This is a genomic window from Frateuria sp., assembly GCF_013362045.1.
GTDB lineage: Bacteria > Pseudomonadota > Gammaproteobacteria > Xanthomonadales > Rhodanobacteraceae > Frateuria_A.
Window position 1 is genome coordinate 1 of the sequence record NZ_JABFWW010000285.1, and the last position, 21,931, is coordinate 21,931.

The following is a 21,931-nucleotide window of genomic DNA, read 5'->3' on the forward strand; positions in this document are numbered from 1 at the left end:
ATCGATCGCAGGGAGCGGGAGAATCAGGCCAGCGGTGGCCGCAGCGGTGGCGCGGTGTACGGCGACGGAGCCTGCACCCGGCCAGGCCGTGCATAGGCCACGGCAACCGGCGCCGGCGCAGGCAGGCCAGCCGATGGTGCGGGCAGGAGGTTCGAGCAGAGGCCCTGGCATCCGCAGCCATGGGCCGTGGCCGTCCCGCTGCCGTCATCGTGCAGGCCGCAGCAGCCATGGGGCGTGCCCGCGGGGTGATGGCCATGGGCGGGGGCGGCAGGTCCGGCCATCGCCATCACGTGACCCGGCCCGGCCATGGCCAGCGGCGCGACAGCCAGCGAGCCGATCGCCAGCATCAGCCACGCCAGCGCAGCCAGGGCCCGAAGGCCACGGCAGCGAGCGATATGACGCATGGATGCACGCATGAGGCGAGAGTAGCGAGCCGACCGCACCCCCTCAACCCTGGAGAGGGGTCCAAGCCCTTTCCGCGGCTGGCCCACCCGCCCTCAAGCGGCCATCGTCCGGCAGCTCTCGGCGCAGCGGCGGCACGCCTGCGCGCATTCGCCCATGCCGCCCACCTGCTCGCAGCTCCGGGCGCACGCCTCGCAGAGCTCGGCGCAGGCGCGGCACACCGCCGGATGCTGCGGCGACTGGTTGAGCATCACCGCCGCGGCCGCCCGGCAGACCTCGGCACAGCTGATCATCAGCCGCATGTGTCCGGGTGCCACGTGCTGTCCGCCCTGCTCCAGGCACAGGCCCATCGCGTTGGACTGGCACGACTGGTAGCAGTGCAGGCAGGCCTGGATGCACTCCTGGATGGAACCGTTCGAGCTTGCCATGGCGGTCTCCGCGGGTAGCCAAGAACCGCCATCGTGCGCGCGCGGATGTAACCCGCCGGTCGACGCTGCCTCAAGGGTTGCCGGTGCCTTGCAGCACTGCCACGGCATGCGTCGTCGCACGGGAACGGGCATCGAGCCGCGGGCCGCTACGCTGCCTGCTGCCGCGCATCCCCCTCGTTGCCCAGGCGGAAGAAGGCAACGCTTTGCACCAGCGTCTGGGCACGGCCCTTCACCGCCTCGGCCGCGGCAGCGGCCTCTTCCACGAGCGCCGAGTTGCTCTGGGTGACATGGTCGATCTGGCCGATCGCGTGATTGACCTGGTCGATGTCGGCAACCTGGTCGTGGCTTGCGCGGGCGATCGTGCCCACGGCGCGGGAAACCTCGTCCACGCTGCCGGTGAGCTGCCGGATCAGGTCGCCGGCGCGGGCGATGCGGTCGGCCCCGGTCTCCACGGTCGCGCGTGAGTGCCCGACCAGTTCGCGGATGTCCCGGGCTGCGTTCTTCGACTGCGCGGCCAGCGCGCGCACTTCCACCGCCACGATGTTGAAGCCCCTGCCCGCCTCGCCTGCCCGCGCCGCCTCGACGGTGGCGTTAAGCGCCAGGATGTGGCTCTGGGTCGCCAGGCGATCGAGCATTTCGGTGATCTCGCTGATCCGGCGCGACGTGTCGCCTATGCGCTCCATGGCATCGATCGCCTGCTCCATGGCGGCGCGGGTTTCGTGTGCCGCATCCAGCGATGCCTGCGCGCGCTGCTGCGCGCCCTGCGCGCCGTCCGCGCTCGCCCGCGCGTTGCGGGTGAACTCCTGCATGGAGGACACGGTTTCTTCCAGCGCGGCCGCCTGCTCGCTGGTGCGGGCGGAAAGGTCGGCGTTGCCGGAGGCGATCTGGGCGGTCGAGCCGCGGATTTCGTCCGCCGCGCTGCGGATCTGCCCCACCACTTGGTGGAGCTGGCGATTCATGCGGCCGAGGGCCTCGAGCAATTGCGCCGTCTCGTCCCGGCCCTGCACCTCGATGGAGGAGGACAGATCGCCTGCCGCCACGGCTTGTGCGACCGAAACGGCGCGGCCGATCGGCAGGGTGATGCTGCGCGTCAGCAGCACGGTGACGAGCGCGCCGCACAGCGTCGCGCCCAGCGTGACGGCCAGCAGCATCCAGCACGCCAGCCGGTAGGCGGCAAGGCTGGCCTCGTCGATGCGATGTGCGGCGCGCGCCTGGTCGCGTTGCACCTGGGCGACGATGCCGTCGATGGCGGCGGTCGGGGCGCGGTCGATGCCCTTGACCAGGCTGTCGACGACGTGAGGCGACTTGAGGTCGCCGCCGTCGAAGTGCTCGATGGCCGAGAGGTATGCGTGCTGCAGTTGGTCATGCGTGGCGAGCGCCTCGTCGACGCCCTGCACGCTCGATCCCAGCGCCTGCAACCGCAGCCTCAGCCCCTGCAGGTCCTGGCGCACCTGCTCGCTGCGGGCGAGGAACGCGCTGCGGTACTTCGCGTAGGCGGCCGGATCGGCACCGCGCAGCAGCAGGTCCTTCCATTCCTGCACCTGCTTCTTGAACTCCACTTGCGCCACGCGCGCCGCGTCGGCCGCCTGGGCATAGGCAGCAGCCGTCTCGGCGGCCTCCCGCTGGAAACGGTACATCCTGGACAGGCCGGTCCATCCGCCGAAACCGACGATGGCCGTGGCAACCAGCAACAGGGTACCGAGCGCGGCGAGGCGGGTACCGATACGAAAGCGATTGAGGCGGGACAGCATGGGGGCGATGCGACGCGGCGGGGAGATGGGGCTCTATCGGCCCGCGATGCGCGCGCTTTAGCGCACGGCCCGGCAGGCAGCCGGACGACCGCACCCGCCGCCCGCGGCGCCTGATCGCGCATCCGGTGGAGCCCATCGCCCCGTCGTGGCCGATCCTGACGGCGACACCACTCCCGATTGCAAGAGAGAGCAGATGCGGGTGCGCGGTGTGGTCACCCCGCCGACCGGGCTGCTGCGCTCGTGCGGGCTGCGAACCGTCATCAGGGATGACGGCGCGGGATCGGCCTGTTCAACCGGGGTCCGGGATCCGGCTCGTCCGTGGCGACATCGTCGAGGCCACCGGCAGGCTGTCGCAATTCAAGGGCACGGTGCAGATCGAAGGGCAGCGGCAAGGCGCCCGGGCACGGCCCGGCCACCGGCGCCAACCATGGCCGAGCCCGACAGCCGGCGGCGCCGCCTCCGACTTCGGCCTGCTGCGCCTGACCGGCGACGATCGTTTGCAGCGTCGATCTCCAGCATGCGAAGCATCCGATCGACCTCCTGCGGTGAAAGGTCGTCGGCCATCGCTGGACCTGCGCCAGTTGCCACGGCCCTCACTGCACGAGGATCTCGTCGGTGAAGATATATGCCGGCTGCCCGACGCCGTCGTGGCCTGCCGGCAGGCGGCCGTAGTTCTGCGCGGTGACCCGCAGGTAGCGCGCGGTGAGCGGCGCGGGAGCATCGAAGCGGACCGCGTGCACAGTGGCGCGCATGTCCAGCGGGTCGACGACGATCGGGATGGACTGCAGCGCGCGCCAGGCCTTGCCGTCGTCCGACACGGCGAAGTCCACGCGGTGCGGTAGCAGGATCCACGAGCCGCTCTGCTGCAGGAAGCGCAACTGGATCGAATGCAGCGCCATGGGCTGCTGCAGGTCGACCGTCGCCTCCATGTCGCTGCCCTTCCAGCCGACCCACAGGCCGTCGCGGAAATCATCGGTGCCCACGACGCCGTCGACCAGCTGCGCCGGGGTGCCGGTGTAGCGCGGGTCGGGCGCGATGCGATAGCTAACCGGCTTGCCCAGCGCCCGGTTGTCGACAATCTCGAACGTCTGGCTGGGCAGGTACGGCACGCCGTGGCGGAACGGCGCGACCCTGATCGTCCCCGGCGCATAGCGGTCCAGCACGTCGCCGAAGGCGGGTGACTGCGCGGTGGGCTCGCTGCCGTCGAGGGTGTAACGCAGCTGGACATCGTCGAAGCCGCGCGCCGCGCGCAGGCGCCAGCGCAGGTGTTGTGGGTTGAAGCTGAGCTGGTAGTCGACCAGGTCGCGGTCCTCGGGGCCGTAGGCGACGTGCCGCGCATCCAGCCACGGGTATTGCGCGCCCACGCGCCGCTGGAAGTCGGCGTAGTCGTGCGCCTGCGGGTTCCACAGCCGCTCGGCGAAGGCCAGCACGCGCGGATACAGCATCGCTTCGGCATTGCGCGTGGTCACCCGTTCGCTCCACAGCGGCGCCTCGGCGCCGAGCACCTGGCCGGGGTGCGCGGCAAAGGCCGGGTCGGCGAAGGCATCGGTGCGGTAGAGATCCTCGAGGGTGAGCTTGTCGATCGGCGTGTCCAGGTAGAACGGTCCGGCGACGATCAGCCGGTTGCCGTTGGCCAGCGCCTTGCGCGCCTCGGCAGGCCCGCGCCACATCTCCACGATCGCCTGCGGGTCGGCGCCGCCTTCGAGGATCTCGTCCCAGCCCACCAGCGTCTTGCCACGGGCGGCCAGGTCGCGCTGGATGCGCTTGATGAAATAGCTCTGCAGGCCCTCGCCGTCGGCCAGGTGCTCGTCGTGCATGCGCGCTTGCGAGGGGGCGCTGTCCAGCCATTGCTGCTTGGGCACCTCGTCGCCGCCGATGTGGATGTAGGGCGCGGGGAACAACGCGGCCACTTCGTCGAGCACGTCATGCAGGAAAGCGAACGTGGCCTCGTCGCCTACGCAGTAGATGTCGGCGAACACGCCCCAGCTGGCGGGCACCGGAACGGGTCGCCTGGGGCAGGACAGCGACGGGTAGGCCGCGATGGCCGCCGAGGCGTGCCCCGGCATCTCGATTTCCGGCACCACCATGACGTTGCGTGCCCGCGCGTACTCGACCACCTCGCGGACCTGCTGCTGGGTGTAGAAGCCGCCGCTACGGCTGCCGTCGGCCTCGGTGCGCCAGGCGCCGACACGGGTGAGCCTGGGGTACTTCTGGATCTGGATGCGCCAGCCCTGGTCATCGGTCAGGTGCCAGTGCAACACGTTGATCTTGTAGCGCGAGAGCAGGTCGATCTGCTGCTTGACCAGCGGCACCGGCATGAAGTGACGCGCCACGTCGAGCATGACGCCGCGCCAGGCGTAGCGCGGGGCATCGTCGATGCGCACGGCGGGGATCGCCCGCGTGCCGGCATGCCGCGGCGGCAGCAGCTGCAGCAGCGTCTGCGCACCCCAGAACAGGCCGCGGTCGCCAGACGCGGCGATCGTGATGCGTCCCGGCGCGACGGTCAACCGGTAGGCCTCATCGCCGTGCACCGAAGGATCGATGCGCAGTTCGATGCGGGAGCCTTTCGCCGGAGCATTCTTCAAGTGCAGCACAAGGCCGGTCTGCGCGCGGATGGCATCGCGCAGGAATGACCCGATCTCGCGGCCGCGCGGGTCGGCGGGCGCGACGATGCGCGTATCCCGGCCGAACACGAAGGTTCCCTGGCCGGCCTGGATCGTTTGCGGCTGCGGGATGATCGTCGATGGCGCCGGCGCGGCAACGGCGCAGCCGGCCATGGCCAGTCCAAGCAGCAAGGTCGTCAAGCGTCGCACGGCACCTCCCTTCCTCTACGGAAAAAAGCTCCCCGGCCGAAGCCGGGGCGCGCGAAATCGCGCCGGAGAGGATCCGGAACGACCGGGCCCGCCAGCGCGGGCCCGGAACCATCAGTCGAGCTTGTAGTTGAGCGTGGCCAGGACCTCGCGGCCGTTGTAGTTGGCTCCCTGCAGGGTCGGGATGAACTCGAAGCCGCCCGCGTAGTAGGGAATCTCGCCCATGTTGTCGAAGATGTTGGTGACGCCCAGGCGCACCTTCACCTTCTCGTTGAACTGGTAGCCGACGCTGGTGCTCCAGACGATCCACGGCTTGGTGCGGCCCTTGTAGACGACGCAATCCGGATCGCCCGCCTGCGGCATGATGCCGTTGGGCAGGATTTCGCAACCGCCGTAGTTGTTGGCGCGGATGCTGCCCGCACGATCGCCGTAGAGCGTCGCGTCCCACTTGCCCTCGTGCCAGCTCAGCACCCCGCGCACCTTGCTCGCCACGCGGTCGTAGCGGGTGTTGACCAGCGGGTCGGAGGCGTTGGTGCGCTCCTTGTAGGAGAGGTTGTCGGTGTACTGCAGCTCGAAGTTGAAGGCGCCCCAGTCCTGCGTCCGCAGGGCATAGGTGAGCTTGGCGTCGATGCCGCTGACGTAGAGCTGGGTCTTGTTGATCGGGCCGACGTAGATGGCCGTGATGTTGCCCGAGGCGTCGCGCTTGACGTCGGCGATGGCCTGCTGGCAATAGGCCGAGCCCTGCCCGTGGGCCAGGTACGGCCCGCCGCCCACCACCTTGCCGGTGCGGCAGCCGGCTTCGTCGGCGAGCAGGTCGTCCATGCCGACGTAGTCGATCGCATTGTCGATGCCGGTGTGCCAGTAGTCGGCCGAGACCGCCAGGCCATCCACCCAGGGCAGGTCCCACACGAAGCCGTAGGTCCAGCCGTGCCCGGTCTCCGGCAGCAGGTTGGGGCCGCCGCCCGAATGCTCTGCAAAGTAGGTGGAGTGCTGCACCGCCTGGCAGACCGGGTCATTGTTGATGATGCACTGGTACGGATCCTTGTAGATGCCGACCGTGGAGACCGAGTCCTGCTTGTAGATGTAGTTCATGTCCGGCGCGCGGAAGTTGGTGCCGTAGTTGGCGCGCAGCAGCAGGCTGTCGAACGGACGAAATTCCAGCGCGGCGCCCCAGGTGCGCGCGATGTCGGTGGCGCTGGCGTCGCGGTACTTGTCGATGCGGCCGGACACGGTCGCGGTCAACGTGGAGGCCAGCGGCACGCGGAACTCGGTGGCGGCCGAAATGCGGTTGCGCGTGCCGCCGCCGGTGTTGAGGTCCTGGAACGGGTCGCCGAAGTGGGTGTCGTTGCCGCGCGGGTCGGGCGAGAGCCGGTAGTTCTGGTGCGCCGCCTCCAGCACGCCGGCGAAGCCGACCGGTTGCCCGGTCCAGGTGTTGAACAGGTCGCCGGCGACGTTGAGGCTGGCCTGGTCCAGGCGGCTGGACGCGGTGTTCTCGCCGCTGACGCCGAAGCTCTGGTACTGCGCCGGCGTGATCGGGTTCCAGAAGCGCTGGCTGTTGAGCGCATACACCGGCAGCGTGCTGCCGTTGACGGTGGTGGTGCCCAGCTGCGGCCCGAAGAAGAAGTCGAACATGCCCTGTTCGTTCAGGCCGGTGTAGTACTCGTGCACGATGTAGCGCGCCGTGCCGAGGTTGAGGTCCCAGCTGAAGCGGTCGTCCATCAGCGTGCCGCGCAGGCCGGCGTGGATGTCCCAGTTCTGCTCATCGTCGTGCGTGTTGCCGTAGCCGCCCAGTTCCTGCGGGGTGAGCTGGCGGAAGTAGTTGCTGATCACCTGGCCGCTGGTCTGGTCGTAGAAACCGTTGGGCAGGCCGCCCATCGGATACAGGAACGGCAGCTCGGTGTTGGAGGTGCCCGTTGTCTTCCACAGACCCGCCGAGCAGTACAGCTGCAGGCCGCCGCCGAAGTCGTAGTCGCCGGCGACATAGGCGTCCTGGTTGTCGCTGCCCGGGGTCAGCACCCAGTTGCCGAAGAGCGCCGGCTGCGTGCAGTAGTAGCCGTGGTCGGTGACGTCGGCGGTGTTCACCGTGTGCCCGGTGGTGGAGACCGTCTGCGAGTGGCGCAGCGCGAAGTTGTTGCCGAACTGGCCGCAGGCACTGGCCGGCGGCGCGATGTAGTTGCCGTTGGCGTCGTTGAGCGCCAGGCCCGGGTAGGTGTTCCAGCCGAACAGGCGCGCGTTGTAGTCCCACGCGCCGTAGCCGGCGTCGGTTTCCGAGTCGGTATAGGGGCGGTCGCGGCCCCACAGCGCGTTGCGGTGCGAGCGTTCGAGGTTGTAGACCACATGCCAGTGGTCGCCCGCGCGGCCACCGATGAAGTTGAGGTCGCCGTACTCGCGCCCGCCATGGGTGGCGCCGCCGAGGCTGAACTGCACCTCATCGCCCTCGTAGTGCTTCTTGAGGATGATGTTGACCACGCCGGCGATGGCGTCGGAGCCATAGATCGATGAGGCACCCGCGCCGACGATCTCGATGCGCTCGATCATCCCGGCGGGAATGTTGTTGTAGTTCTGGAAGTTCTGGCGGCCGCCCGCGGCCTGCGGGTAGTCCGCCACGCGATGTCCGTCGACCAGCAGCAGGCTGCGTCCGGGGCCGAGGTTGCGCAGGTTGAGCTGGCGCGCGTTGACCGAGGTGCTGCCCCAGGTCGGCGGCGTTTCGGGGCGGCCCACCTGGGTGAGCGAGTCCATCACCTCGTAGACGGTGGTGAAGCCCTCGGCCTTGATCTGTTCGCCGGAAATCACGGTGACCGGCGTGGGGCCCTCGATCTGCGCGCGCGCGATGCGCGAACCGGTCACCAGAACTTTCTGCAGGGTGACCGGCTTCTTGTTCCCGGTGGTGTCGGCGTTGCCCGACTGGTCCTGCGGCTGCCCGTTCGATCCGGCCGTCTGCGCGAAGGCGCCCAGCGGCAACAGCATGGCGACGGCAAGCGCGCCGGCGAGCGCGTTGCGGCGAAACATGGTCACGTGATGCATGAGATGCCCTCCCCGGGCAGCAACGAAATGGTCGGGTTCGACATGCGCCAGCGATGCGGCGGGCCGCCTGGACTACTGGCGGAAAGCAGTTCCCTTCGCGGGCGATGCCTTGAACGGCTCGATTGTTTTAAATCGATCTAAATAGATCGATCCATAAGGTAATCACAAGCCGCCGCGGACGCATCTTGCAGAGCAGCACGCCTCAGCCGCCCTTCCGGGCAGGCGTCGTTGGCTCACGGGTTCGCGCAGTTCTCCGACGGATGCCGTTGCACCGGGGCGTAGCTGCCTGACGACACCCGGCCCCATCCGCGGGCAAGCACGGCCGCCAAGCGATTGACGCTGCCGCCCGCCTTGGGCAGGTGCCGTGCGCAGGCCGGAGCGGCCGACCGCCAGCCACGCGATGCCCGGTCACGCCGATTGCGCGGCACACGGCCTCCCACGGGCTGACAGCTGCGTGAACGGTCTGTCATCATCGGGCCTTGTGCTGTCCGAACGGCGCAGATCCGTTCCACACCGATCCGGGAGCCCGCATGTCTTCACCCAGTTCCATCCGCCGCGACGTCGGCCCATTCGCCCTCATGCTGACCGGCCTGGGCTCGATCATCGGCTCCGGCTGGCTGTTCGGCGCCTGGCGCGCTGCCGGCCTGGCCGGCCCCGGCGCCGTGTGGGCGTGGGTGCTGGGCGCGGCGATCATCATGACCATCGCGCTGACCTATGCCGAGCTGGGCGCGATGTTCCCCGAGTCCGGCGGCATGGTGCGCTATAGCCACTACTCGCACGGCTCGCTGGTGGGCTTCATCGGCGCCTGGGCGAACTGGATCGCGATCGCCTCGGTGATCCCGGTGGAGGCCGAGGCCTCGGTGCAGTACATGGCCTCGTGGCCGTGGCAATGGGCGCAGGATCTGTACGTGCACATGCCCGACGGCCACGGCGAGCTGACCGCGGCCGGCCTGGCCATCGCCGCCGTGCTGGTGATCATCTATTTCCTGTTCAACTTCTGGAGCGTGAAGCTGTTCGCGCACTCCAACACCGCGATCACCGTGTTCAAGCTGGTGGTGCCGGCGGCGACCGGCCTGGCGCTGATCGCCAGCGGCTTCCATGGCGAGAACTTCTCGGTGGGCGTGCACGGCGGCAGCCACGCGATCGACTTCGCGGCGGTGCTCACGGCGGTGGCGACCGCGGGCATCGTGTTCAGCTTCAACGGCTTCCAGAGCCCGGTAAACCTCGCGGGCGAGGCGCACAACCCCGGCCGCAGCATCCCCTTCGCGGTGCTCGGCTCGATCGTGCTGGCCACGATCGTCTACGTGATCCTGCAGGTGGCCTACATCGGCGCCGTGCCGCCGGACCTGCTGGCCAAGGCCGGCTGGCACGGCATCGACTTCCGTTCGCCGTTCGCGGAGCTGGCAATCATCGTCAACCTGCACTGGCTGGCGATGCTGCTCTACCTCGATGCCTTCATCAGCCCCAGCGGCACCGGCATGACCTACACCGCCACCACCGCGCGCATGCTCTACGGCATGGAGCGCAACGGCACCATGCCGGCGGTGCTGGGCCGCGTGCACCCGAAGTGGGGCGTGCCGCGCCCGGCGATGTGGGTCAACCTGGTGGTGGCCTTCCTGTTCCTGTTCTTCTTCCGCGGCTGGGGCACGCTGGCGGCGGTGATCTCGGTCGCCACGATCATCTCCTACCTCACCGGCCCGGTGAGCGTGATGACGCTGCGCCGCACCGCGCCGGGCCTGCACCGCCCGTTCCGCCTGTCCGGCCTGCCGCTGATCGCCGGCGTCGCCTTCATCATGGCCACCGAACTGCTGTACTGGGCGCGCTGGCCGCTGACCGGCGAAATCATCCTGCTGATGGTCGTGGCGCTGCCGATCTACTTCTACTTCCAGGCCAAGGGCGGCTGGCACGACTTCGGCCGGCAGATGAAAGGCGCCTGGTGGCTGGTGTTCTACCTGCCGGTGATCGCCGCGCTGTCCTGGGGCGGCAGCACCACCTTCGGCGGCAAGGGTTATCTGCCTTATGGCTGGGACCTGGCCGCGGTGGCCGTGGCCGGCCTGGTGTTCTACGGCTGGGGCGTGAAGTCCGGCTGGCGCACGCCGTCGGTGGAAGCCGCCGAGCTGGAGGCGCAGGCCGCCCCGAATGCACCGCTGGTGCCGCCGGACGAAGAGACGGCCGAGCGCATCACCGGGCATTGACGCGTTGCTTTGCCATGCGGACTGGATGATGCTGCTGCGTCTGCCGGACACGAGGTCCGGCAGGCGCATGTCATCAATGGAGATGGAGAGTCATGAAGCAAGCATCAGGGAAATACCTCATTGCGGCCGGCCTGCTGGCGCTGGTCGGCTGTTCGGCAACGCCGACCAGGCCCAGCGACACCATGCCGGGCGTGGTCTACGACAAGCCGGAGGCGACGCTCCAGAAGGCGGCCATCGATGCGCTGGTCGCCAACGGCTTCGTCGTGAACAAGTCCACCGCTGAGTACGTCGAAGGCGCGCGGCCGCACAAGGTCGGCCTGCTGGTTGGCTCCGGCGGCGAATCGGCGGGCGTGTGGCTGTCCTCGCTGGGCGCCGACAAGACCTCGGTCAAGGTGAACACCGCCAAGTCCTTTGCTGGCATGGCCGGCCAGAAGAACTGGGACAAGGAAATCCTTGCCCAAATGGACAAGAGCGTCGGTCCGCACGAGTAATGAATGACGCGAGGGAGGCCGTGAAAAGGACCTTGTGCCTGGTCTCCCTCGCTTCCAGCCTTGGTGGCTGCATGGCAACCACGGGCGACTTCCGGCCCTTGAGCGGATCCTACGCGGCGAGGCCTGCGGACTGCGACGTACGGGTTTTCCGAAACACCCGCCCCGACCGCCCGTTCGTCGCCATTTCCCGGTTGAACGTGCACGTGGAAAAAACCGTCTTCGCTCCGTCCGATTTCTCCTCCGCCGTCGGCGAACTGAAGCGCCAGGCGTGCCGCTCGGGCGCGAACGGCGTCATCGACATCCAGGAGAGCCATTCCAGTTATCTGGAAACGCGGATGTACAACCTGTCGGCGACCGGCATCCGGCTCAGGGAACCTAGCCCGCGCTAGGGCCAGGGGCCGCATCGGCAGAAGCGCGAGCCCACCTTGTTACGTTGGGCTTCCTTCTCACCGCCGGGCATGGCCGGTTCTGACGGCTAGCCCAGCGCCAGCACATCCCCCAGCAGCGCCTGCGCCGTCACCTCCGGCCCCGCGCCCGGGCCCTGGATCACCAGCGGCTGGGTGTTGTAGCGGGTGGTGGTGAGGGCGAACTGGTTGTCGGTGCCGTAGAGGCGCGCGGCCGGATGCGTCGGCGGTACCTCGACCAGCCCGACGCGGGCGCGGCCGCGCTGGTTGAGCCGGGCGAGGAAGCGCAGCACGTTGCCGCGTGCGCGCGCCTGCGCGTGGCGTTCGGCCAGCGGCGCATCGAGTTCGGCCAGCCGGCCGAGGAAGCCGGCGGTGTCGACGTCACGCAAGGCAGGCGGCACCAGGCTTTCGACCTCCACTTCGTCGCTGCCCAACGCGAAGCCGGCATGACGGGCCAGGATCAGCAGCTTGCGCGCCACGTCCTCGCCGGAGAGGTCCGAGCGCGGGTCCGGCTCGGTGTAGCCGAGCGCGCGCGCCTCGGCCAGCAGCGCTGAGAAGGGCCGGCTGCCGTCGTACTGGTTGAACAGGTAGGACAGGGAGCCCGAGAACACGCCTTCCAGCGTGAGCAGGCTGTCGCCACAGCCGCGCAGGCGGCGCAGCGTGGAAAGCACCGGCAGGCCTGCGCCGACGGTGGCCGCGTCGCCGTAGCATGCGCCATGGGCGAGCGCCGCCTGCAGCGCGCGCCAGCCGGCCAGTTCGCCGCCGGCCAACGCCTTGTTCGCAGTGACCACGTGATAGCCCTGCGCCAGCCATGCCGCATGCCGCGCGGCGAGCGCGGCGCTGGCGGTGGCGTCGACGATCGCCTTGACCGGCGCGTCGCTGGCGTCCAGCGCGGCGAACAGCGCCGCGTCGTCACGCACATCGCCCTCGCTACGCAGCTGCTCGCGCAGGTTGCGTTGGGCCAGGCGGCCCGGATCGGTCTGCTGGCGGCGCGAGTTGGCCACGCCGACCAGCCCGAGCGGCGTGGCGGCAGGCGTGTTGAGCAGCTTGAGCAGCGCGCCGCCGACCACGCCGGTGCCCAGCAGCACTACCGCGATGGCCGGCGCCGGTCGCGTACGACAGTCCGCCAGCACCGCGCTCATGCGCTCACCCGGCGTTTGGATGGCAGGATGGCCGCTGCGCGATCGAGCGCACGCGAAAGATCCAGCAGCAGGTCGTCGCCGTCCTCGATGCCGACCGAGACGCGCAGCAGGGTGTCGGCGATGCCGGCGTTGCGACGGGCTTCCGGCGCCATCGCGGCATGGGTCATCGAGGCCGGGTGCGCGATGAGGCTTTCCACGCCGCCCAGCGACTCGGCCAGCGAGAAGTACCGCAGCCCGTCGACGAAAGCGGCGACGTTGGCCTGGTCGCCTGCGAGCTCGAAGCTCAGCATGGCGCCGAAGCCCTGCTGCTGGCGGGCCGCCAGCGCATGGCCCGGATGTCCCGGCAGCCCGGGGTAGTGCACCGCGCGCACGGACGGGTGCAGCGCCAGGCGTTCGGCGATGCGCAGCGCGTTCTCCTGGTGCTGGCGCAGGCGCACGGCCAGCGTGCGCAGGCCGCGCAGGGTGAGGAAGCTGTCGAATGGCGCCCCGGTGAGCCCCAGGCAGTTGCCCCACCACTTCAGCTGCTCGGCCACCGCGGCATCGCGCGCCACCACCGCGCCGCCGACCACGTCGCTGTGCCCGTTGATGTACTTGGTGGTCGAGTGCACCACCACGTCGGCGCCCAGCGCCAGCGGCTGCTGCAGCGCGGGCGAGAGGAAGGTGTTGTCGACCACCAGCAGCGCGCCGGCGGCATGCGCAGCCTGCGCCACGTGGCGGATGTCGGTGATCCGCAGCAGCGGGTTCGAGGGCGTCTCCACCCACACCAGCGCCGGCTTGCGGGCGAGGCCGGCGGCCAGGGCCGCGCGGTCGGTGAGGTCGGTGAAGGCCACCTGGAAGCGGCCCTTCTTCGCCCAGGCGTCGAGCAGCCGCCAGCTGCCGCCGTAGCAATCATGCGCGGCCAGCACGAGGCCGCCGGCCGGCACCAGCTCCAACGCCAGCGCCACTGCCGCCATGCCGCTGGCGGTGACCACCGCGCCGGCGCCCAGCTCAAGTTCGGTCAACGCGTTGCCCAGCAGGTCGCGGGTGGGGTTGCCGCTGCGCGAGTAGTCGTACGGCCGCTTGCCACCCAGGCCCTCGAAGCTGTAGTTGGTCGACAGGTGCAACGGCGGCACGATCGCGCCGTGCTGCGTGTCCGATTCGATGCCGGCGCGCACGGCGCGGGTACAGGGGGCCGATTCGCTCATGGTTTTCTGCTCCGTGGGGGTTTTGAGCCAGGTGGAGTTCAGGCCAGCGCGGCGCGCAGCAGCGGCGCGAGCTGATGGGTTTCCTTGAGGAAGCCGTCATGCCCATAGGGCGATTCGAGGACTTCCAGCGTGGCCGGTCCATGCAGGCGCCGCTGCAGTTCGCACAGGTCGGCCAGCGGCACCAGCAGGTCGGAGGCGAAGCCGATCAGCGTGGCCGGTGTGGGGACGGACTCGGGCCGCACGTCGTGCAGGTCGATCGATTCGGACAGCGCCAGGAAGCGCCCGGCATCGAAGCGCTCGGCGAACCGGCGGCCCTGGTGCTCCAGGTAGTCCTCCACCGGCAGGCGGAAGCGGCCGTCGCGAAGCTCCGGCGCACCGGCGAAGCGGCGGGCGAACTCCTCGCGGCCGCGGTAGGTGGTCACGGCCAGCTGGCGCGCCAGCGCGAGCGCCTCCTCGCCCTGGCCGCTGGCCAGGCCCAGCCGCACGATGCCACGCTGCACGCTGCGCTGGGCCGAGGCCAGCGGATGCGGGCGGTGCGCGCCGGCCAGCAGCACCAGCCGCTCCAGCGCACGCGGGTGGCGCGCGGCGAAGGCCAGCGCCACCATCGCGCCGTAGGAGGAACCGACGAAGGCCTGCGCGCGATGGATGCCCAGCGCCTCCAGCAGCGCGGCCAGCGCGTCGGCCTGGTCCTCGCTGGAGATCGCCTCGACGCCGAGCTCGGCGGGCGCCAGCCAGTCGATCGACAACACGCGGCAGCGGTCCAGGTCGATCGCCGCACCGGCGTCGACCAGCGCCTGCCACCAGCCGGGCGAGGCGGCGTCCTCGAGCGCGGTCACGTCGCGGCTGGCCGAAATGCCGCCCTGCACGATCACCGTGGGCGCATCGGCAGCGCCGCACCACAGGTAGCGAACGTCGACGGCACGCGGGCCCTGCCCGTACTTGGGCGCGAGCGTCATCCGCCGGGTGCTGCGCTGGGCGGTGAGGCCGCCCGGGCGGGCGTCCACGCGCACCGGCAGGTTGACGGGCGAGATGGCGGGCAAAGGCAGCGGCTGGGCGGTCATGCGGTTCTCCGTGGCATCGCCCGCGGGAACCGGAAAGGTCGCCACCCCTCGCCGACGGAAGCCGCCAGCGACGAATCACGCCCATCTCTCGGCGGCGCACGCGCGCCCCGCAGGATTTGGCACCGTTGCGGGACACTTCCCCCGCAGGTTGCCCCGGCATCAAAGGGCCTATCCCTCCGCCGGTCTCGATGAGTGGGACCGATTCTGGGCGCCCAAGCCATACATTGTCAATAGACGTTTAGACGTCTGGATGTCTTTTCCATAGAAACATCGCGCGACGCGCCCCCACCCAGGGAAACGGCCAGGACGAAAGGCCGTTCTCGCGGCGGATCAGCCACGGAGTCCGCATGAATGGACTCTCTTCGCGAGTCCCTGCCCTTCACTCGACCCTCGCCGAAGGGAGAAGGCGCGAAGGCGCGAGCCTCCGGCGTATGCTGATGCCCCCTTCCCCAAGCCTTCCGCCATGACCCTCGCGCCCACCTCTGCGCTGCCCGCGCTGCAGGACCAACTCCGCCAGGACGGCTTCGCCTTCGCCGCCGGCGCCACCATGCGCGGCCTGCTCGACGACGGCGGACTGTCCGACTGGGAAGGCTTTGCCGCCAGCTGGAACGATCTGGCCCCCGATACCTACCTCGCCACGCTCGGCCGCCACCGGCGGCGGCGCCATGCGGTCTATTCGGCCGATGCCAGCGGCATCCGCCGCGAGCCGCACCAACCGCACTACCAGAGCCTGGCCTACAACACGCTGCAGGGGGACATGGAGCGCTGGTTCGAGCCGGTCCAGGCCGATGGCCCCAGCCTGCGATGCATCCTCGGCTTCTGCCATGGCTTCTTCGGCGCGCTGGCGCCGCAGGTAATGCGCTGGCATGTGGAAACGCACCAGTTCCGCATCGAGGCGCGTGCCGGCGAAGCCGGCGAGCCCACGCCCGAGGGCGTGCACCGCGATGGCGTCGACTTCGTGCTGGTGCTGCTGATCGAGCGCAGCAACATCGAAAGCGGCACCACCACCATCCACGCCGCCGACGGCCGACTGCTCGGCAGCTTCACCCTGGCCCACCCATTCGACGCGGCACTGGTGGACGACGCGCGGGTATTCCACGGCGTCACGCCGGTCACGCCGCTGGACCCGGCCCAACCGGCGCATCGCGACGTGCTGGTGGTGACCTTCCGCGATGCCGTGCGCGGCCGCGCCAGGGCGACATGACCATCGCGGCGCGCGAAGCGGTGGGCCGGCGCTTCGATCCGGCGCTGATGCAGCAGGCACGCGCCCGCAGCTGGGCGGTGCTGCACGCCATCGGCGAGCGCATGCAGCCAGGCATCGGCGAGGAGGAAGCCAAGGCCATGGCGGCCGACGTGTTCCGCCTGCACGGCGTGGAGCGGCTCTGGCACCCGACGATCATCCGCATCGGCCAGAACACCACCCGGACCTACCGCCAGCGCTCGCAGCCGGACGTGCGGCTGGGGCAGGACGATCTCTACTTTATCGATCTCGGGCTGGTCTTCGACGGCCACGAGGGCGACGTCGGCGCCACCTTCGCCATCGGCAAGTCGCCGCAGCATCAGGCCTGCGCCGAGGCGGCACGCAGCCTGTTCGAGCGGGTCGCGCAGGCCTGGCGCAGCGAAGGACTGAGCGGCCGCGCGCTGTACGACTTCGCCGCCGAACGCGCACAGGCGATGGGCTGGCGCTTCAACCACGCGATCAAGGGCCACCGCCTGGGCGACTATCCGCATGCGGTGCACAAGGCAGGCGACCTGGGCGCGCTCGACCACGCGCCCTCGCCGGGCCTGTGGGTGCTGGAGATCCAGATCGCCCATTCGGCCGAGCCCTTCGGCGCATTCTACGAGGACCTGCTGGTCGGCCCAGCCGCGGCCTGACGGTCGCGCGCGCGTAGCGTGCACCTTTTCCGCATCCGCTGCTTCCCGCGCGAAGCCTGCGGGAGCCTGCGCGTTTAGCGTGCAGTCTCCCGTCCGGATCTATGCTATCGCGCGATGCGGATAGCGGTCGGCCATGCGGGCCGGGGAGGACTATCCGTGCCCGGGTGCGGGGAGCACCCTTTCAAATCAGGGAACAACACCATGGATTCACGCTCGTCGTTGCACGCACGTCCTGTGCGCCGTCTTCCTGTGCGGCACCCGCTCGCCGCCGCCTGCATTGCCACGCTGTTCGCCCTCGGCGCCCAGCAGGCGGTGGCGCAGGACCAGACGGCGCCGCCCCCGGCCACGGGCGCGACCGCCCCAGCCAGCACCGGCCAGCCGGCACAAGGCCAGGACGCACAGGTCAAGCGCAAGCCGCAGGGCGACGTGAGCAACCTGAGCACCGTGGTGGTCACCGGCATCCAGGGCAGCATCGAAAGCTCGATCAAGGCCAAGCAGAACGCCGATGACATCATCGAGGCGATCTCGGCCGAGGACATCGGCAAGCTGCCCGACGCGAGCATCGCCGAGAGCCTCGCGCGCGTGCCGGGCCTGGCCACCCAGCGCGTGGACGGCCGCGCCAACATGATCTCCATCCGCGGCCTGTCGCCCGATTTCGCCGGCACCACGCTCAATGGCCGCGAGCAGGCGACCATCGGCGAGAACCGCGGCGTGGAGTACGACCAGTACCCCTCCGAGCTGATCAGCGGCGCGGCCATCTACAAGACCCCCGACGCCAGCCTGATCGGCCAGGGCCTGTCCGGCACCGTCGACCTGCATACGATCCGCCCGCTGGACCTGCCCCATTCCGTGCTGACGATGAACCTGCGCGGCGAGGTCAACAGCAACGACAAGCTCAGCCCCGGCAGCGGCGTGGGCGACACCGGCCACCGCCTGAGCTTCTCCTGGATCGACCAGTTCCTCGACCACACCCTCGGCGTGGCGGTGGGCTTCGCCCAGCTCGACTCGCCCATCCAGGAGAAGCAGTACCAGGCCTGGTGGTGGAGCGTGGACAACGGCCCGGCCGGCATCGACCAGAACTGGGGCGGCCCGCACACCCCCGGCATGCCCGACGGCGTGATCTCGCAGGAAGGCATGCAGCTGCGCGCCCAGTCGCAGCGCCAGCTGCGCAACGGCCTGATGGCCGTGCTCGAGTGGGCGCCGAACGAGCATTACCACTCCACGCTGGACATGTACTACTCCACCTTCGGCGCGAAGCGCTTCACCAACGGCGCGCAGTGGTCGAGCACCCCCTGGGACAACGTCAGCTATTCGAACGTGGGCGTCACGCCGGCGCAGCCCTATCCGATCGTCACATCCGGGCGCATCGACGGCATCGCGCCGATCATGCAGAACCAGTACACCAAGGAGCACGACAACCTCTTCTCCGCCGGCTGGAACAACCAGTACGACTTCGGCAACGGCTGGGCGGCGAGCGCGGACCTGTCCTACTCCAGCGCGAAGAAGAAGCTGCACGACGCCTACCTGTTCGCCGGCCTGCCCGGCGGCGCGTTCACCTCGGTCGATTTCAAGACGCCGGTCGGCGGCGGCTACCCCTGGTTCGTGCCCGGCGTGAACCTGGCCGACCCGTCGGCGGTGGTGTTCACCGACCCGGACAACTACGGCTACAACGGCCGCGAGGAGTTCGACCACCAGAAGGACACGATCAAGGCCGTGCGCCTGGAAGTGACCCATCCGCTGGGCTGGATCTTCAGCGACATGGCGCTGGGCGTGGACTACTCCGACCGCGTCAAGACCAAGCAGGCCGACGTGAACTTCGCCTGGTTGAACGGCAACGGCTCGACCGCGGGCACCTATGACAACCACTTCGGCGCGCCGATCGGCTCCGTGGACGGCGCCACCTCGCTTCGCTACGGCGGCATCCCGGGCATCGTCTACTACGACGTGCTCGGCGCGCTGCGCAACCAGTTCTACACCACCCCGCGCAACGGGCTGGCCGACTACAACCGCAACTACACGGTCGAAGAGAAGGTGCCGCTGGCCTACGCCAAATTCAACATCGACACCACGCTGGGCTCGATACCGCTGCGCGGCAACGTGGGCGTGCAGTACGTGCACACCGACCAGTCCTCCAACGCCCTGCAGACCAACGGCGACACGCTGGTCGGCCGCATCTCCGACGGCGCCAAGTACAACGAGGTGCTGCCGAGCCTGAACCTGGTGGCGCAGCTCACCGACCGCCAGTACCTGCGCTTCGGCCTGGCCAAGACGATGGCGCGCGGACGCATCGACGACGAGAAGGTGGCCACCTCCGCCAGCGTGTCACAGGTCAAGGAAGGCCCGGCCGCCGGCCAGGTGCTGTGGTCCGGCAGCGGCGGCAACCCGCACCTGCGGCCGTACGTGGCCGTGGGCACCGATCTGTCGTACGAGTTCTATTTCGGCAAGTCCAGCTACCTGGCCGCGGCGGTGTTCAACAAGAACCTGCTCAACTACATCTATACCCAGACCACGCTGGACTACGACTTCTCGCACTACACCAACGACAACCCCACGCTCACGCCGACCAGCACCCGGGGCTCGTTCACGCAGCCGGAGAACGGCACCGGCGGGCGCATGGAGGGCCTGGAGCTGTCCGGCGCGCTGGAAGGCGGCCTGATCACCCCGGCGCTCACCGGCTTCGGCGTGCAGGCCAATTTCTCGCTGACCAACAGCTCGATCCCGCAGGGCTCGATCTCGGCCATACCCGGCGGCCCCAAGACCCTGCCGGGCCTGTCGCGCAAGGTGGCCAACCTGACGGTGTACTACGAGAACCACGGCTTCTCCGTGCGCGTGGCCGAGCGCTACCGCTCGTCCTTCACCGGCGAGGCGGTGGCCCTGTTCGACCAGCTCGGCTACACCAAGGTGCAAGCCAACAAGCAGACCGACCTGCAATTGGGCTACGACTTCGGCGAAGGCCGCTGGCAGGGCCTGTCGCTGCTGCTGCAGGTCAACAACCTCACCGACACGCCGGACCAGACCCAGCAGATCTCAGGCCTGCCCAACAACGTGCAGGTCGCCCGTCCGCTGGAGTACGACACCTTCGGCCGCACGGTGATGTTCGGGGTGAACTACAAGCTGTGACCACGTGCGCCGGACCGGGCTGCTGTGCCCGGTCCGGCGCCATGGTGCGCGCGGCGATCCTGTGCGCATACTTCCCGCATGCGCGCCGCCCGGCACGCCATGGGGAGAGAATCGCCGATGCACGCTGCCTACGTCCTGCGGCCACTGGCCGCCATGCTCGCCTTCGTGATCGCCACCGGCGCGGCGCAAGCCGATGCAGCGCCGGCACGCGATCTGACCGAGGCGATGACCATGCTGCGCCATGCCATCGGCGTGCCTACCGTCAAGGGCCAGCACCAGGTGCCGGTACTGGCCGGCTACCTCGCCGAGCGGCTCAAGGCCGGCGGCTTCGCCGCCGGCGACATCCAGATCATCCCCGTGGGCGAGACCGCCGCGCTGGTGGCGCGCTACCGCGGCACCGGCCCGGAAAACGGCAAGAACAAGCCGATCCTGCTCTCGGGCCATATGGACGTGGTGGAGGCCAAGCGCTCGGACTGGACGCGCGACCCGTTCGCGCTGGTCGAGGAAAACGGTTATCTCTACGGCCGCGGCACCGCCGACATGAAGACCGCCATGGTGGTGATGGTGGAGACCCTGATCCGGCTCAAGCGCGAAGGCTTCAAGCCCAGCCGCGACATCGTCCTGCTGCTTTCGGGCGACGAGGAAACCGGCATGACCACCACCCGCGAGCTGGCGCGGCGCTATCACGATGCCGAATTCCTGCTCAACGCCGACGCCGGCGGCGGCACGCTCGACGCCGCCAGCGGCAAGCCGGTGGTCTACCAAATCCAGGCCGCGGAAAAGACCTACGCCGACTTCCGCATCGCCTTCAGCTCGCCCGGCGGCCACTCCAGCGAGCCCACCCCCGACAATGCGATCTACCGCCTGGCGCGTGCCGTCGGCAAGGTGGCTGCTTACCAGTTTCCGCCCATGAGCAACGCCATCACGCGCGCCTCGCTGCACGCCACCGGCGCGCACACGCCCGGACCACTGGGCGAGGCCATGCTGCGTTTCGCCGAGCACCCCGAGGACGCCAAGGCCGCCGCCACCATCTCGGCCGATCCCGCCTACATCGGGCAGGTCCGCACCACCTGCGTGGCCACCATGCTGCAGGCCGGCCACGCGCTGAACGCACTGCCGCAGAGCGCCGAAGCCAACGTGAACTGCCGCATCTTTCCCGGAACGTCGGTGGCCAGCGTGCGCGACACGCTGGCCCGCGTGATCGACGACCCGCACGCGACGATCACCACGCGCGAACCAGCGCCGGTGGAAAGCGCCGCCTCGCCGCTGCGCGCGGACGTGGTCGCAGCGGTGACCGAAGCCGTCCACGCGCGCTTTCCGGGCGTGCAGGTCGTACCCGGCATGTCCTCGGGCGCCTCCGACAGCATGCATTTCCGCAACGCCGGCGTGCCCTGCTACGGCGTGGATGCCGCGTTCACCAAGCCCGACGACACCTTCGCCCATGGCCTCAACGAAAAACTGCCTGCCTCGGAAGTGGCGGCGGGCCTGGAGTTCTGGCACCGGCTGCTGACCCGGCTGGCGAAGTGAGTCCACGCGCGTACCCGCCCTAGCTTCGCCGAAAAGCCCGGGCCGCAACCCGGGCCTTTCGGTTGGCGATTGCAGCCCGCCTCCGCGGACCGCATCTTCCCGCCTCATCCGAGGAAAGCACGGCACGCCGCTGTTGCATCCTCTGCAGCAACACGCCCCATGCGGGGCCAACCGGGCCCACGCAAGCTAGAATGAGCGGCTAGCACATCGACCCACGCTTCCCATGTCCTCGCATCTTGCCGAAACCCGCCGCCGCCGCACTTTCGCCATCGTCAGCCACCCTGACGCGGGCAAGACCACGCTGACCGAGAAGCTGCTGCTGTTCGGCGGCGCGATCCAGATGGCCGGCTCGGTCAAGGGCCGCAAGGCTGCGCGCCACGCCACCTCCGACTGGATGGCGCTGGAGAAGGAGCGCGGCATCTCGGTGACCTCCTCGGTGATGCAGTTCCCCTACGAGGGCAAGATCGTCACTCTGCTCGACACTCAGGGCCACGCGGACTTCTCCGAGGAGTCCTTG

Annotated in this window: 15 protein-coding genes and 1 riboswitch; of the genes, 8 read left to right on the forward strand and 7 right to left on the reverse strand. The window is 69.4% G+C overall.

Going from position 1 to position 21,931, the window contains the following annotated elements; translation table 11 throughout:
* Positions 1-497: 497 nt before the first annotated feature.
* The 4 genes from HOQ08_RS13635 to HOQ08_RS13650 all read right to left on the reverse strand — a co-directional run bounded on the left by HOQ08_RS13635 (position 498) and on the right by HOQ08_RS13650 (position 8,415).
* Positions 498-830, reverse strand: coding sequence for a four-helix bundle copper-binding protein (locus tag HOQ08_RS13635; RefSeq protein WP_291195917.1), 333 nt, complete (start codon positions 828-830; stop codon positions 498-500).
* Positions 831-976: 146 nt separating this feature from the next.
* Positions 977-2,581 (reverse strand): methyl-accepting chemotaxis protein, encoded by a 1,605-nt coding sequence (locus HOQ08_RS13640; RefSeq protein ID WP_291195920.1) that lies wholly within the window; start codon positions 2,579-2,581, stop codon positions 977-979.
* Positions 2,582-3,174: 593 nt separating this feature from the next.
* Positions 3,175-5,394 carry a family 20 glycosylhydrolase gene (locus tag HOQ08_RS13645; protein WP_291195923.1) on the reverse strand — a complete coding sequence of 740 codons (2,220 nt, stop codon included), beginning with the start codon at positions 5,392-5,394 and terminating at the stop codon, positions 3,175-3,177.
* 111 nt (positions 5,395-5,505) lie between these two features.
* A complete protein-coding gene (locus HOQ08_RS13650) occupies positions 5,506-8,415 on the reverse strand; it encodes a TonB-dependent receptor (protein WP_291195926.1) in 2,910 nt (969 codons plus the stop codon).
* Positions 8,416-8,945: 530 nt separating this feature from the next.
* Between HOQ08_RS13650 and HOQ08_RS13655 the strand changes: the two genes are divergently transcribed.
* From HOQ08_RS13655 to HOQ08_RS13665, 3 genes are all read left to right on the forward strand, one after another.
* Positions 8,946-10,610, forward strand: coding sequence for an APC family permease (locus HOQ08_RS13655; RefSeq protein WP_291195929.1), 1,665 nt, complete (start codon positions 8,946-8,948; stop codon positions 10,608-10,610).
* 92 nt (positions 10,611-10,702) lie between these two features.
* On the forward strand, positions 10,703-11,101 hold the full coding sequence (locus tag HOQ08_RS13660) for a hypothetical protein (protein WP_291195932.1): 399 nt from the start codon (positions 10,703-10,705) through the stop codon (positions 11,099-11,101).
* A 71-nt stretch (positions 11,102-11,172) separates the two neighbouring features.
* Positions 11,173-11,490, forward strand: coding sequence for a hypothetical protein (locus tag HOQ08_RS13665; protein ID WP_291195935.1), 318 nt, complete (start codon positions 11,173-11,175; stop codon positions 11,488-11,490).
* A gap of 86 nt (positions 11,491-11,576) precedes the next feature.
* Here the strand turns inward: HOQ08_RS13665 and HOQ08_RS13670 are convergent, their stop codons facing one another.
* The 3 genes from HOQ08_RS13670 to HOQ08_RS13680 are packed head-to-tail and all read right to left on the reverse strand — an operon-like array spanning position 11,577 to position 14,892.
* Positions 11,577-12,647, reverse strand: a complete 1,071-nt coding sequence (locus tag HOQ08_RS13670; RefSeq protein WP_291195938.1) for a homoserine dehydrogenase — start codon at positions 12,645-12,647, stop codon at positions 11,577-11,579.
* On the reverse strand, positions 12,644-13,831 hold the full coding sequence (metB, locus tag HOQ08_RS13675) for a cystathionine gamma-synthase (protein WP_291195941.1): 1,188 nt from the start codon (positions 13,829-13,831) through the stop codon (positions 12,644-12,646). Before metB ends, HOQ08_RS13670 begins: the two co-directional genes overlap by 4 nt.
* Positions 13,832-13,869: 38 nt before the next feature.
* The gene (locus HOQ08_RS13680) at positions 13,870-14,892 is read right to left on the reverse strand and encodes a homoserine O-succinyltransferase (RefSeq protein ID WP_291195944.1); all 1,023 of its coding nucleotides are present in this window, start codon (positions 14,890-14,892) and stop codon (positions 13,870-13,872) included.
* A 78-nt stretch (positions 14,893-14,970) separates the two neighbouring features.
* Positions 14,971-15,087, reverse strand: a riboswitch (SAM riboswitch).
* Between the two features lie 268 nt (positions 15,088-15,355).
* Here HOQ08_RS13680 and HOQ08_RS13685 point away from each other — a divergent pair.
* From HOQ08_RS13685 to HOQ08_RS13705, 5 genes are all read left to right on the forward strand, one after another.
* Positions 15,356-16,096 (forward strand): 2OG-Fe dioxygenase family protein, encoded by a 741-nt coding sequence (locus HOQ08_RS13685; protein ID WP_291195947.1) that lies wholly within the window; start codon positions 15,356-15,358, stop codon positions 16,094-16,096.
* Positions 16,093-16,767 (forward strand): M24 family metallopeptidase, encoded by a 675-nt coding sequence (locus tag HOQ08_RS13690; protein WP_291195950.1) that lies wholly within the window; start codon positions 16,093-16,095, stop codon positions 16,765-16,767. Before HOQ08_RS13685 ends, HOQ08_RS13690 begins: the two co-directional genes overlap by 4 nt.
* Before the next feature lie 201 nt (positions 16,768-16,968).
* Complete coding sequence (locus HOQ08_RS13695; protein WP_291195953.1) at positions 16,969-19,887, forward strand: TonB-dependent receptor; 2,919 nt, start codon at positions 16,969-16,971, stop codon at positions 19,885-19,887.
* A 117-nt stretch (positions 19,888-20,004) separates the two neighbouring features.
* Positions 20,005-21,414 carry a M20/M25/M40 family metallo-hydrolase gene (locus HOQ08_RS13700; protein ID WP_291195956.1) on the forward strand — a complete coding sequence of 470 codons (1,410 nt, stop codon included), beginning with the start codon at positions 20,005-20,007 and terminating at the stop codon, positions 21,412-21,414.
* Positions 21,415-21,637: 223 nt separating this feature from the next.
* On the forward strand, positions 21,638-21,931 hold a 294-nt coding region (locus HOQ08_RS13705), incomplete at its 3' end, for a GTP-binding protein (RefSeq protein WP_291195959.1).

What these genes read in the sequence shown, in the direction of transcription:
- HOQ08_RS13635 (WP_291195917.1), bottom strand. Translation starts at nt 830, where the DNA reads ATGGCAAGCTCGAACGGTTCCATCCAGGAGTGCATCCAGGCCTGCCTG.
- HOQ08_RS13640 (WP_291195920.1), bottom strand. Translation starts at nt 2,581, where the DNA reads ATGCTGTCCCGCCTCAATCGCTTTCGTATCGGTACCCGCCTCGCCGCG.
- HOQ08_RS13650 (WP_291195926.1), bottom strand. Translation starts at nt 8,415, where the DNA reads ATGCATCACGTGACCATGTTTCGCCGCAACGCGCTCGCCGGCGCGCTT.
- HOQ08_RS13655 (WP_291195929.1), top strand. Translation starts at nt 8,946, where the DNA reads ATGTCTTCACCCAGTTCCATCCGCCGCGACGTCGGCCCATTCGCCCTC.
- HOQ08_RS13660 (WP_291195932.1), top strand. Translation starts at nt 10,703, where the DNA reads ATGAAGCAAGCATCAGGGAAATACCTCATTGCGGCCGGCCTGCTGGCG.
- HOQ08_RS13665 (WP_291195935.1), top strand. Translation starts at nt 11,173, where the DNA reads ATGGCAACCACGGGCGACTTCCGGCCCTTGAGCGGATCCTACGCGGCG.
- HOQ08_RS13670 (WP_291195938.1), bottom strand. Translation starts at nt 12,647, where the DNA reads ATGAGCGCGGTGCTGGCGGACTGTCGTACGCGACCGGCGCCGGCCATC.
- metB (WP_291195941.1), bottom strand. Translation starts at nt 13,831, where the DNA reads ATGAGCGAATCGGCCCCCTGTACCCGCGCCGTGCGCGCCGGCATCGAA.
- HOQ08_RS13680 (WP_291195944.1), bottom strand. Translation starts at nt 14,892, where the DNA reads ATGACCGCCCAGCCGCTGCCTTTGCCCGCCATCTCGCCCGTCAACCTG.
- HOQ08_RS13685 (WP_291195947.1), top strand. Translation starts at nt 15,356, where the DNA reads ATGACCCTCGCGCCCACCTCTGCGCTGCCCGCGCTGCAGGACCAACTC.
- HOQ08_RS13690 (WP_291195950.1), top strand. Translation starts at nt 16,093, where the DNA reads ATGACCATCGCGGCGCGCGAAGCGGTGGGCCGGCGCTTCGATCCGGCG.
- HOQ08_RS13695 (WP_291195953.1), top strand. Translation starts at nt 16,969, where the DNA reads ATGGATTCACGCTCGTCGTTGCACGCACGTCCTGTGCGCCGTCTTCCT.
- HOQ08_RS13700 (WP_291195956.1), top strand. Translation starts at nt 20,005, where the DNA reads ATGCACGCTGCCTACGTCCTGCGGCCACTGGCCGCCATGCTCGCCTTC.